This is a genomic window from Raineyella sp. W15-4, assembly GCF_033170155.1.
Classification (GTDB): Bacteria; Actinomycetota; Actinomycetes; order Propionibacteriales; family Propionibacteriaceae; genus Raineyella.
Genome location: NZ_CP137079.1, coordinates 3,637,858 through 3,649,518, shown reverse-complemented (window position 1 = coordinate 3,649,518; position 11,661 = coordinate 3,637,858). Strand labels below are relative to the sequence as shown.

The window sequence follows — 11,661 nt, the reverse complement described above, 5'->3', positions numbered from 1 at the left end:
CTCCGTGCTCAGCGGCGGAAGAAGGACAGGAACGAGCCGGAGGCCGACGAGCCCGAGGTCGCGTTCCGGTCACAGGTGCACCACTGGCCGGCCGGGACGGATGCCTTGACCTGCGCGACGTGCTGGCCGCAACCGGCCCAGGTGGTCTTGCCGCAGGACGAGCAGGTGACGGGACGGCACATGGGGTTTCTCCTTCGGGGAGGGGTGGGAACACCCTCATAATGCCCCCGGGGGTATCCAGGTGCAAATCGAGGTGCACCGGACGACGGCACGGCCCGGGACCTCCCGTGGGGCGGGTGGTCCCGGGCCGTGGCCGCTGCCGGGCGCCGAGGGGACGGTGCCGCGCGCTGTGTGGGTGTGCCGGTGTCGGGCGCCGGTACTCAGGCCGCTGTCAGGCGACCTCCGCCTCGATCGCCCCCTCGAACTGCGACCGGTAGAGCCGGTAGTAGGCGCCTTCCCGGGCGAGCAGCTCCTGGTGGTTGCCCTGCTCGACGATCCGGCCGTGTTCCATCACCAGGATGGTGTCCGCGTCCCGGATCGTGCTGAGCCGGTGGGCGATGACGAAGCTTGTCCGGTCCTTGCGCAAGGCGTTCATCGCGCGCTGCACCAGCAGCTCGGTGCGGGTGTCGACCGAGCTGGTGGCCTCGTCGAGGATCAGCAACGCCGGATCGGCGAGGAAGGCCCGGGCGATGGTCAGCAGCTGCTTCTCACCGGCGGAGATGTTGCTGCCCTCCTCGTCGATCACCGTGTCGTAGCCCCCCGGCAGCGAGTGCACGAACCGGTCGACGTACGTGGCCCGGGCCGCCGCGAGGATCTCCTCCTCGGTCGCGCCGGGGCGGCCGTACGCGATGTTGTCGCGGATCGTGCCGTGGAACAGCCAGGTGTCCTGGAGCACCATGCCGATGTTCTGCCGCAGCTCGTGGCGCGGGACGGAGGTGATGTCCACCCCGTCCAGGGTGATCCGGCCGCCCTGCAGCTCGTAGAACCGCATGATCAGGTTGACCAGGGTGGTCTTGCCCGCCCCGGTCGGCCCGACGATCGCGATGGTGTGACCGGGTTCGGCGACCAGCGACAGGTCGGTGATCAGCGGCTTGTCCGGATCGTAGGAGAAGTCGATCGACTCGAACTCGACCCGCCCCCGGGTGGGGTTGAGGTGTCCGGCGGCGTCCGCCGGCTCCTCCTCGGCGTCGAGCACCTCGAAGACCCGCTCCGCCGAGGCCACCCCGGACTGCAGCAGGTTGGCCATCGAGGCCACCTGGGTGATCGGTTGGGTGAACATCCGGCTGTACTGGATGAAGGCCTGCACGTCGCCCAGCTGCATCTGCCCGCTGGCCACCCGCAGGCCGCCGACCACGGCGACCAGGACGTAGGACAGGTTCCCGACGAAGAACATCGTCGGCATGATGATGCCGGAGATGAACTGCGCCCGGAAGCCGGCCGCGTAGAGCCGGTCGTTGCTCTCACCGAAGGCTGCCTCCACCTCGCGGCGGCGGCCGAAGACCTTGACCAGCGAGTGACCGGTGTAGGCCTCCTCGATCCGGCCGTTGAGCTCACCGGTGTAGCGCCAGTTGAGCACGAACTGCTTCTGCGACTGCTTGCCGATGATCGAGACCAGCACCACCGACACCGGGATCGCGGCGATCGCGATCGCGCCCAGCACCGGCGAGACGACGAACATCATCACGCCGACGCCGACGATCGTCAGCAGCCCGTTGAGCAGCTGGGAGAGGGTCTGTTGCAGGGTCTGGGCGATGTTGTCGATGTCGTTGGTGACCCGGCTGAGCAGTTCGCCGCGGGGCTGCCGGTCGAAGTACGACAGCGGCAGCCGGTTGATCTTGTCGGCGACCTCCTCGCGGAGCCGATAGACGGAGCGCTGGACGACGCCGTTGAGGAGGTAGGCCTGTCCCCACATCAGCACGCCGGACAGGACGTACAGGCCCAGCGCCAGCCCCAGCACGGCCGCCAGGTCACCGAACTGGATGCCCTGCCCGGGGACGACGTTCATCCCCTGCAGCATGTCGGCGAACCGGCCGGCGGTGGTGGGGGTGACCGCGCCGCCGCTGAGGCCGGGCATCGCCGGACCACCCTGGGCGTACGACCGCAGCGCCTCGATGATCATCTCTTTGGTCACCGCGATGGTCTGTCCGGCCTGGGTGATGGTGGCCGGCAGCGACTTGCCGATCACGCCGGCGAAGATGATGTCAGTGGCCCGGCCGATCAGCTTGGGGCCGACGACGTTGAAGGCCACGCCTGCCGCGGCCATCACCAGGACCAGGACGATGAGGGCCCGTTCGGGGCGCAGGTGCCCGAGCAGCCGACGCAGCGAGGGGCCGAAGTTCGACGCCTTCTCCGCGGGACGGCCCATCATGTGGCCGCCCGGCCCGCCGCCGGGGCCGCCGCCGCGTCCCTGGGGCCCGAACTTCGGGCGCTCCGGGGCGGCCGTGGTCGCCCCGGGGGACGTTGCGGGGGTGGATGCCCCGCGGGAGGACTCTGCGGTGCTCATGCTGCGGCCTCCTCGGCGCTCATCTGGGACTCGACGATCTCGCGGTAGGTGGGGTTGTCGGCGAGCAGTTCCTGGTGGGTGCCGCGGCCGACGATCCGGCCGTCCTCGAGGACCAGGATCTGGTCGGCGCCGGCGATGGTCGACACCCGCTGGCCGACGATCAGCACCGCCTCGTCGGCGATCTCCCGGGCCAGCGCCGCCCGCAGCCGGGCGTCGGTGGCCACGTCCAGGGCCGAGAACGAGTCGTCGAAGATGTAGAGGTCGGGCTGGCGGACCAGGGCGCGGGCGATGGAGAGCCGCTGCCGCTGGCCACCGGAGACGTTGGTGCCGCCCTGGGCGATCGGCGCGTCCAGACCGCCGGGCATCGCCTCGACGAAGTCCCGTGCCTGCGCCACCTCGAGGGCGTGCCACAGCTCCGCGTCGGTGGCGTCGGGGTTGCCGTAGCGCAGGTTGCTGGCCACCGTCCCGGTGAACAGGTACGGCTTCTGCGGCACCAGGCCGATCCGGCTCCACAGCAGCTCCGGTTCGAGCCGCCGTACGTCGACGCCGTCCACCTCGACCGTCCCCTCGGTCGCGTCGTGCAGCCGCGGGAGCAGGCTGACCAGGGTGGTCTTGCCCGAACCGGTGGAGCCGATGATCGCCGTGGTCCGACCGGGCGCCATGGTGAAGCTGATGTCCTGCAGCACCGGGGAGTCCGCGCCGGGGTAGGTGAAGCCGACCCCGGTCAGCGCCACGGTGCCGTGCGACGTCACCGTACGGACCGGCTCGGCCGGCGGGACGACGCTGCTCTCGGTGTCGAGGACCTCCATGATCCGGTCCGCGCAGACCGCGGCCCGGGGCACCATGACGATCATCATCACGGCCATCATGCCGCTCATCAGGATCTGCATCAGGTACTGCAGGAAGGCCGTCAGCTGACCGACCTGGATGTGCCCGGCGTCGATCTGGTAGGCGCCGAACCACAGCACGGCGACGCTGGACACGTTGAGGATCAGCATCACCACCGGGAACATGCTGGCCATCAGTCGCCCGACGGCCAACGCGGTGCCGGTGAGGTCACCGTTCGCGGCGGCGAACCGCTCCGCCTCGTACGGCTCCCGGACGAAGGCCCGGACCACCCGGATGCCGGAGATCTGCTCGCGCAGCACCCGGTTGAGCACGTCGATCCGCTTCTGCATGGACTGGAAGAGCGGGACCATCCGGCTCACCAGCAGACCGATGCTGACGCCCAGTACGACCACCGCGGCGACGATCAGCCAGGACATGTGCCAGTCGCTGCGCAGCGCCATCACCACGCCGCCGACCATGGTGATCGGGGCGCCGAGGATCATGATGCAGGTCATCAGCACCAGCATCTGGACCTGCTGGACGTCGTTGGTGTTGCGGGTGATCAGTGACGGTGCGCCGAACCGGTTGACCTCCCGCGAGGAGAAGGACAGCACCCGGGAGAAGATCGCCGCCCGGGTGTCGCGGCCGAACCGCATCGCCACCATGCTGCCGAGCAGCACCGCAGAGATCTGGCAGACCACCTGGACCAGGCTGACCCCCAGCATGATGGCGCCGTGGCTCCAGATGAAGGGGGTGTCGCCCTTGGCCACGCCGTCGTCGATGATCGCGGCGTTGAGGGTGGGCAGGAACAGGGAGGCGATCGTCGCGGCGAACTGCAGCGCGACGACACCGAGCAGGTGACCGGAATAGGGGCTCAGGTGACGCACCAGGAGCCGGTTGAGGGGATGCTTCACATCAAGTCCTTCTGGAGTGCCTTCAGGAGCAGGTGGGCGAGGAGTCCGGGGTCCGTCAGTTGGTCGTCGCCGAGGATGGGGTGGGTGGCGGCGGTCACCACCGATCGTACGAACGAGGCGGCGGCGGCCGGATCGAGGTCGAGGTGTTCGGCGTCCGGGGCCAGCACATCGGCCACGGCGGTGGTGAGCCGCTGTCGGTCCTGCAGGTCGGGCGGGCCGTGGTGGTGGCCGTGCCGGGCGTGGTGCTCGGCGGGATCGTGGTCGGCGTGGGTGCCGCGGTCGGTGCGGGGGTCCCGCGCCGAGCGGGCATCTCGGGCGGGGCGGTGCAGTGCCGCGAACAGCCCGCTCACCCGACGGGTCCGGGCCACGAGGATGTCGACCACCTGCCGCAGCCTGGTCTCCAGCGGCTGCGCCCGATCGATGGCCCGGAGCCGATCGACGTCGGCAGTGGGGTCGAGCGAGGCCCGGAGGGTCGCCTCGAGCAGATCCCGCTTGGTCGGGAAGACCCGGAACAGCGTACCCTCGGCGATGCCGCAGGCCGCGGCGATCTGGCGGGTCGACACATTGGGCCCTGCCTCGGCGAGCAGCGGCCCGGTCGCGGCGATGATCGCGTCGCGCCGGTCCTCCGGCGGCAGTCGTCGTGCTCTGGTCACCCCATGAGCATAGTGAGTGAGTATTCACTCATCAAGGCGGGGGTGGGGTGCCGCCGGGGTCGGGCCGAACCCGGATCGTGGTGGCGGCTAGGTTGGGGGCAGGACCGGTGCGACGCGGAGGAGGGGCGATGACGGGACGTACGTTCGACGGGGTCATCTTCGACATGGACTCGACGCTGGTGGACTCGCTGCCGGCGATCGTGCGGGTGTGGACGGAGTTCGCGGCGCGGTTCGGGGTGACCGTGGGTGACCTGTCGCACTGGTTCGGGCGCTCCACCCGGGCGATCATCGACGCGCTGGTCCCGGCGGAGCATCATGCCGAGGCGATGTCCTGGATCACCGAGCACGAGCTGACCGACCAGGACGGCGTGGTGGCCCTCCCCGGAGCGGCCGAGGCGCTGCGGGCGGCCGGTCCCCGGGGTGCGGTCGCCACCTCGGCGACCCGGGAGATGGCGTACGCCCGGCTGGCGGCCGCCGGACTGCCGACACCGGCGGTGCTGGTCACCGCCAGCGACGTGGTCCGGGCCAAGCCGGATCCGCAGATCTTCCTGGCCGCCGCGGCCGGTCTGGCGGCTGCACCCGCTGCCTGCCTGGTCGCCGAGGACGCCCCCAACGGGTTGCGCGCGGCGCGGGCGGCCGGGATGGCGACGGTGGCGGTCACCACGACGCACACCGCCGAGCAACTCGCCCCGCTGGCCGACGTCGTGGTGCCCGACCTGAGCCACGTCGGGCTCCGCCTCGACGGTGGGCGGGTGCAGGTCACCCGCCGGTAGCTGCCGGCGGCCGGTGCAGGTGGCCCAGGTCAGCCGGCGGTCGGCGTCGGCGGATGGGTGGCGCTGCCCCCGGTGGCCGGGGACGGCCGGGGCAGGTCGATCCCGGGGACGCTGAACCCGGGCGCCTCGGCGAGCCGGACCGCGGTGCCGTACGCGACGACCTCGATCACCTCGGCGCTGACCTGGCAGGTGTCGAAGCGCATCCCGACCACGGCGTCGGCGTGGGCGCCGAGCGCCATCCGGACCATCCGGGTGACGGACTGCTGGCGTTCGGTGAGCATCGTCCGCGACTGGATCTCCCGATTGCCGCCCAGCTCGCGGGACCGGGAGACCACGCCCATCACGTCGCCGATCACCGCGGTGATGGTGCGTCCGGGCATCGAATCGGTCGTGGTGACCGGCAGGCCGTGGTCGACCCGGCCGGGCGGCGTCGGGGCGGGCGCCTCGACGCTGGTCGGGTTGGGTTGGGCGGGCTGCCCCGGGCGGGCCGGCTGCGAGGGCGGCGCCGCATGCTGCGGTCCCGGGCTCGCCTGCGGGGTCGAGATGCCCGATCCGGGGGTGCTCGGCACGGGGGCGCCGGTGCGGACGGGGTGCGGGTAGCCGGGGGCGGGGGCCGAGCCCTGGAGGAGAGGGTTCTGGACCGCGTGGACGACCGGCGGGGCCTGGACCGGTGGATCCACGGGTGCACCCGTCAACGGCGGGCTCCATGCGGTCGGCGGCTGGTTCATGCCAGTAACCCTAGTGGGCGGGGGTCACGAAAGCGCTGTAATCGTCACCTTGACGAACATTTTCGAGTCCCCGCCGGCGTACGTCCCCCGTAGTGGTGACACGTCGGAGTAGTCGCGGCCGTGCCCGATCCGGACGTACGACTCGTCGACCAGGCGCATCGCGGTCGGGTCGTACGTCTGCCACGACCCGCACCAGAACTCCACCCAGGAGTGCGACTCGCCCTCGACGGTGTCGCCGCGGACCGCGTCCGGGCCGGACGGGTGCAGGTAGCCGGACACGTACCGGGCGGGGATGCCGAGCCACCGCAGTGCCCCGCAGGTGACGTGACTGAAGTCCTGGCAGACGCCGCGGCCGCCGACCCAGGCCTCGGCGGCGGTCGAGGTCACCCCGGTGGCACCCACTTCGTACGCCATCCGGTCGTGCACCAGGGCACAGACGTCCAGTGCGGCGAGCCGGGGCGGCCGGTCGGTGAGCCCGGCGGCGAGCTCGGCAAGTTCCTCGTGCGGGGCGGTCCGTTCGGTGGTCAGCAGGTACTCGCTCAGCTCGTCCAGCACCGCGGTGCCGTGCAGGTCGGCCCAGCCGAGGTCGTCGGCCGGCACCCGGCGCTCGACGTCCCAGTCGTCGTGGACCGGGCGGGTCTCCACCAGGGCCCGGGACTCGATCTCGAGCCGGTCGTGCGGCTCGTGCACCTCGAAGCAGGTGACCGGAGTGCCCCAGTAGTCGGTGTAGCTGGTGCGCCAGGCGGGCGGGGTGATGGTGAGTCGGGAGGTCCACACCACCTGGGACGGGGTGGAGATCGGGGTCATCCGCGCCTCGTTGTAGGAGGCACGGACCGGGGACGCGTAGCGGAACCCGGTGACGTGGTCGATGCTCAGTCTCATCTCAGTGCGTCTCCTCGGTCGTCCAGGCCACTTCGGTGGCCGCGGCGAAGAAGCGTTGGGTGATCGCCGTGGTGACCCGCTGGCAGGTTCGCTGCACCTGAGCCATCCGGCCGGTCAGGTCGTCCACCAGCCCTTCGGTCGGCAGATAGGCCAGCTCCTCGGTGAGCCGACCGAGCTCGTAGCGGGCCTCCCCGGGCAGCCCGACCCCGTGTGACGGCCCGCTGACGCCGGTCAGCGCATCGGTGGCCCGGGTCAACCCGTGCATCACCGAGCGCGGGAAAGAAGCGTCCTGCACCAGGAACTCCAGCGCCTGGGTCGAGGTGTGCCAGCCGCGGTAGGTGCGCAGGAACGCGTCGTGGGCGTCGCAGCCGCGCAGTGCGGCCGCCCAGGGGATGGCCCCCTGGGCGAAGGTGGTCGCGGTGACCAGCCGGGCGGTCATGTCGGCCTGCTCCAGGCTGCGGCCCAGCTGGAGGAACTGCCAGCCCTCATCGCGGACCATCGACCCGCGGGCCAGCCCGCAGAACAGCGCGGACCTCTCCCGGGCCCAGTCCAGGTAGCCGTGCTGGGACCGGATCGCCCGTGGTGTGGTCCGCGGCAGCGCCTGCCAGGTGGTGTTGACCACCTCCCAGATCGTCGACGGGATCACCTCCCGGGCGCGCCGGGCGTTGTCGCGGGTCTGCTCCCAGCTGTAGGCGATCGAGGAGGGCTGGCTGCGGTCATACGCCAGTAGCCCGACCAGTGCTTCATGGGCGGCCCGGGGATCCGCCGCCGCCAGCAGCGGTTCGTACGTCGCGGCCGGCACGCCGAGCAGGGTGAGCAGGTTGCTGCAGGCAGTGTGCGTCGGCACCGACGGCTCCTCGACGAACAGCCGCAGCTGCACCTGGAGCAGCCGGGCGGTGTCCTCGGCCCGCTCGACGTAGCGGCCGATCCAGAACAACGATTCGGCGATCCGGCTCAGCATCGGTCGACCCCCTCGGTACCCTCGGCCGGCATCGCCCGGCCGGCTTGCTGCTGTTGCTGTTCCTGCTGGGTCTTCCGGGCCGGCACCTGGTCCGGTGGGCGCTGGGTCGGCACCGGCAGCGCCGCCAGGTCGGCGAGCTCGGTGGTCTCGGCATGGGGCGCCGGCTCCCGAGCGGGCACCGGCTCGGCCTCGGCGGTGACCCCGCTGGGGGCGGGAGCCGAGTCGGCGATCACCCAGGTGTCCTTGGAGCCGCCCCCCTGGGAGGAGTTGACGATCATCTCGCCCTCGGGCAGCGCCACCCGGGTCAGGCCGCCGGGCAGCACCCAGACATCGGTGCCGTCGTTGACCGCGAACGGCCGCAGGTCGACGTGGCGCGGCCCCAGCGCATCGTCGAGGAAGGTCGGCACCGTCGACAGCTGGACCAACGGCTGGGCGATCCAGCCGCGCGGATCCGCTTCGACCCGGCGGCGCAGGGCGGTGAGCTCGTCGCCGGTGGCGAACGGCCCGATCACGATGCCCTTGCCGCCCGACCCGTCGACCGGTTTGACGACCAGTTCCTCCAACCGGTCCATCACCTCCTCGCGGGCGGCCGGCTCGGCCAGCCGCCAGGTGTCGACGTTCTTCAGCACCGGCTCCTCGGCGAGGAAGTAGCGGATCAGGGCCGGGACGTAGGTGTAGACCAGCTTGTCGTCGGCGACGCCGTTGCCCAGCGCGTTGCACAGTGCCACTCCGCCGGAGCGGACCGCGTTGACGATGCCAGGCACGCCGAGCAGCGAGTCGCGGCGGAAGTGCACCGGATCGATGAAGTCGTCGTCCATCCGCCGGTAGATCACGTGCACCGGCTGCAGGCCGCGGGTGGTGCGCATGTAGACCTTGCCGCGCCGGCACTCCAGATCGGAGCCCTCGACCAGCTCGACGCCCATCGTCCGGGCCAACAGGGTGTGTTCGAAATAGGCGGAGTTGTAGACGCCGGGGGTGAGCACGACGACAGTGGGGTCCTCGATCCCGTCCGGGGCGGCGGCCCGCAGCGCCCGCAGCAGGTGCTGGGCGTAGTCGCTCACCGGCCGGACCCGCTGCTCGGCCATGATCTCGGGCATCACCGAGGCCATCGCGGTGCGGTTCGTCATCACGTACGACACCCCGGAGGGCACCCGGACGTTGTCCTCCAGCACCCGCATGTCCCCGGCCGGGGTGCGGATCAGGTCGATGCCGGCCACCTGTACCCGGGCGCCGTTCGTCGGGTTCATCCCGTGCAGCACCCGGTGGAAGTGCTTCGAGGTGGTGATCAGCGATCGCGGCACCACGCCGTCGGACACCGCCCGCTGGTCGTTGTACGCGTCGTCGAGGAACGCCTCCAGCGCTCGGACCCGCTGGCGTACGCCACGATCGACGATGTCCCAGTCCTCGGCGGTGATGATCCGCGGGATGGCGTCCAACGGGAACGGCCGCTCCACCCCACCGACGTCGAACGTGACCCCGGCGGCCAGATAGTTGTTCGACAGGGTCTCCGCGATGGCCCTCAGATCGCCCGGCGCCATCCGACCGAGCATGCCCGCCAGCAGGGCGTACGGTTCCCGGACGGCGCCGCGCGGGTCCACCATCTCGTCGAACGCCACGCCCGGACGGTAGTGGGCCACCATGTCTGCCATACCCGAAACCCTATTGCACCCCCGGGCGGCGGGGTGGCCGTCGTCGGCCCCGTTCACAGCCCCGTAACACGGTCGACGCGAGGTGTGCCGGATCGGACCATTGGGTGGCCCGGAGGTGCGGGTGTTCCGGATCGTTCCATCCCGGCGGGTGTCGGTAGCATGTCCCGGTGAGTACTGAGCAGAATCCGCCGGCCGAGCTTCCTGACCACGAGGTCTCAGGGCATGAGGTGTCCGAGCAGATGCAGGTGCGCCTCGAGAAGCGGGCGCGGCTGCTCGAGGAGGGTCGTCCCCCCTATCCGGTCTGGCTGGATCGTACCCACACCCTCGACGAGGTCCGCCGGCGGTGGGACCACCTGGAGACCGGCGAGGAGACCCAGGACCTGGTCGGCATCGGCGGGCGGGTGGTCTTCCTGCGCAACACCGGCAAGCTGTGCTTCGCGACCCTGCAGGGCGGCTTCACCGCCGAGCACGATGCGCCGCGGCTGCAGGTGATGATCTCCAGGGCGGAGGTCGGCGACGAGGCACTGGCCGCCTGGAAGGCCGACGTCGATCTCGGCGACTGGGTCTTCGTCCACGGCCGGGTGATCCGCTCCAAGCGCGGCGAGCTGTCGGTGCTGGCCGACCGCTGGGAGCTGGCCTCCAAGTCGCTGCGGCCGATGCCGACGCTGCACCACGAGCTGTCCGAGGAGACCCGGGTCCGGCAGCGGTACGCCGACCTGGTCATCCGGCCCGAGGCGCAGAACGTGCTGCGGGCCCGGGCGGCGATCACCCGCTCGATCCGCGAGACCCTGCACACCGACGGCTACCTGGAGGTGGAGACGCCGACCCTGCAGTCGGTGCACGGCGGCGCGACGGCCCGGCCGTTCACCACCCACCTGAACGCCTTCGACATCTCGATGAGCCTGCGGATCGCCCTGGAGCTCTACCTCAAGCGGGTGATGGTCGGCGGCGCCGAGAAGGTGTACGAGTTGGGCCGGGTCTTCCGCAACGAGGGCATCGACTCCTCGCACTCCGCCGAGTTCACCATGCTGGAGGCCTACCAGGCCTGGGGTGACCAGACCACCATCGCGGCGCTGATCAAGCAGCTCATCCTGGACGCGGCCGACGTGGTCGGCCGGCGCCAGATCGAGACCGAGCGGGGCGTCATCGACCTGGACGGCGAGTGGAAGTGGCTCGGCGTCTATCCGGGCCTGTCGGAGCGGATCGGTGACGAGATCACCCCGGAGACCCCGGTCGACCGGCTGCGCTCGATCGCCGAACTGTTCGAGGTCGACTACGACGCGCTGTGGGGCCCGGAGAAGATGGTCGTCGAGCTCTTCGGCGAGCTGGTGGAGCCGCATCTGCTGCAGCCCACCTTCGTCTGCGACTACCCGCCGGTCGCCCAGCCGCTGGCCCGGCCGCACCGCTCCGAGCCGAACAAGATCGAGGCCTGGGACCTGATCATCGGCGGGATGGAACGGGGCACCGGCTTCTCCGAGCTGATCGACCCGGTGATCCAGCGCGAGCGGCTGACCGCCCAGTCGCTGGCCCGGGCCGCCGGAGACGTGGAGGCGATGCAACTCGACGAGGACTTCCTGCAGGCGCTGGAGTTCGGTGCGCCACCGATGGGCGGCCTGGGGCTCGGGGTGGACCGGCTGGTGATGCTCTTCACCGGCGTCGGCATCCGCGAGACCATCCTCTTCCCGCTGCTCAAGCCGCTGAGCTGAACGGCGTTCCGGTCGTACGATCGGCGCAGGTCGGGGAGATCCGGACCCTCGACGGAGGGACATC

At 71.0% G+C, this 11,661-nt stretch carries 10 protein-coding genes; 2 read left to right on the top strand and 8 right to left on the bottom strand.

All coding sequences use genetic code 11. The annotated features are described in order from the left end of the window. Window positions 1-8: 8 nt before the first annotated feature. The 4 genes from R0145_RS16850 to R0145_RS16835 all read right to left on the bottom strand — a co-directional run bounded on the left by R0145_RS16850 (window position 9) and on the right by R0145_RS16835 (window position 4,898). Window positions 9-182, bottom strand: coding sequence for a hypothetical protein (locus R0145_RS16850; protein ID WP_317838107.1), 174 nt, complete (start codon window positions 180-182; stop codon window positions 9-11). Window positions 183-391: 209 nt separating this feature from the next. After that, window positions 392-2,503 (bottom strand): ABC transporter ATP-binding protein, encoded by a 2,112-nt coding sequence (locus tag R0145_RS16845; RefSeq protein ID WP_317838106.1) that lies wholly within the window; start codon window positions 2,501-2,503, stop codon window positions 392-394. After that, on the bottom strand, window positions 2,500-4,245 hold the full coding sequence (locus tag R0145_RS16840) for an ABC transporter ATP-binding protein (protein WP_317838105.1): 1,746 nt from the start codon (window positions 4,243-4,245) through the stop codon (window positions 2,500-2,502). The genes R0145_RS16845 and R0145_RS16840 overlap by 4 nt, the downstream gene beginning before the upstream one ends. After that, the gene (locus R0145_RS16835) at window positions 4,242-4,898 is read right to left on the bottom strand and encodes a helix-turn-helix domain-containing protein (protein ID WP_317838104.1); all 657 of its coding nucleotides are present in this window, start codon (window positions 4,896-4,898) and stop codon (window positions 4,242-4,244) included. Before R0145_RS16835 ends, R0145_RS16840 begins: the two co-directional genes overlap by 4 nt. 128 nt (window positions 4,899-5,026) lie before the next feature. Between R0145_RS16835 and R0145_RS16830 the strand changes: the two genes are divergently transcribed. Further along, on the top strand, window positions 5,027-5,671 hold the full coding sequence (locus R0145_RS16830; RefSeq protein WP_317838103.1) for an HAD-IA family hydrolase: 645 nt from the start codon (window positions 5,027-5,029) through the stop codon (window positions 5,669-5,671). Window positions 5,672-5,700: 29 nt separating this feature from the next. On the opposite strand, the gene R0145_RS16825 is transcribed toward R0145_RS16830, so the two are convergent. The 4 genes from R0145_RS16825 to R0145_RS16810 form a co-directional block, all read right to left on the bottom strand. Next, window positions 5,701-6,351, bottom strand: coding sequence for a heavy metal-binding domain-containing protein (locus R0145_RS16825; protein WP_317838102.1), 651 nt, complete (start codon window positions 6,349-6,351; stop codon window positions 5,701-5,703). 72 nt (window positions 6,352-6,423) lie between these two features. Beyond that, complete coding sequence (locus R0145_RS16820) at window positions 6,424-7,281, bottom strand: transglutaminase family protein (RefSeq protein WP_317838101.1); 858 nt, start codon at window positions 7,279-7,281, stop codon at window positions 6,424-6,426. A gap of 1 nt (window position 7,282) precedes the next feature. After that, complete coding sequence (locus tag R0145_RS16815; protein WP_317838100.1) at window positions 7,283-8,242, bottom strand: alpha-E domain-containing protein; 960 nt, start codon at window positions 8,240-8,242, stop codon at window positions 7,283-7,285. After that, entirely contained in the window at window positions 8,236-9,891 is a 1,656-nt protein-coding gene (locus R0145_RS16810; protein WP_317838099.1) for a circularly permuted type 2 ATP-grasp protein, read from the bottom strand. Before R0145_RS16810 ends, R0145_RS16815 begins: the two co-directional genes overlap by 7 nt. A 239-nt stretch (window positions 9,892-10,130) precedes the next feature. On the opposite strand from R0145_RS16810, the gene lysS reads away from it, so the two are divergent. Then, entirely contained in the window at window positions 10,131-11,597 is a 1,467-nt protein-coding gene (gene lysS, locus R0145_RS16805; protein ID WP_317840266.1) for a lysine--tRNA ligase, read from the top strand. Window positions 11,598-11,661 lie beyond the last annotated feature (64 nt).

Excerpts from the sequence above, each read along its gene's own strand:
- lysS (WP_317840266.1), top strand. The coding sequence starts at position 10,131 with ATGCAGGTGCGCCTCGAGAAGCGGGCGCGGCTGCTCGAGGAGGGTCGT.
- R0145_RS16845 (WP_317838106.1), bottom strand. The coding sequence starts at position 2,503 with ATGAGCACCGCAGAGTCCTCCCGCGGGGCATCCACCCCCGCAACGTCC.
- R0145_RS16820 (WP_317838101.1), bottom strand. The coding sequence starts at position 7,281 with ATGAGACTGAGCATCGACCACGTCACCGGGTTCCGCTACGCGTCCCCG.
- R0145_RS16830 (WP_317838103.1), top strand. The coding sequence starts at position 5,027 with ATGACGGGACGTACGTTCGACGGGGTCATCTTCGACATGGACTCGACG.
- R0145_RS16810 (WP_317838099.1), bottom strand. The coding sequence starts at position 9,891 with ATGGCAGACATGGTGGCCCACTACCGTCCGGGCGTGGCGTTCGACGAG.
- R0145_RS16850 (WP_317838107.1), bottom strand. The coding sequence starts at position 182 with ATGTGCCGTCCCGTCACCTGCTCGTCCTGCGGCAAGACCACCTGGGCC.
- R0145_RS16815 (WP_317838100.1), bottom strand. The coding sequence starts at position 8,242 with ATGCTGAGCCGGATCGCCGAATCGTTGTTCTGGATCGGCCGCTACGTC.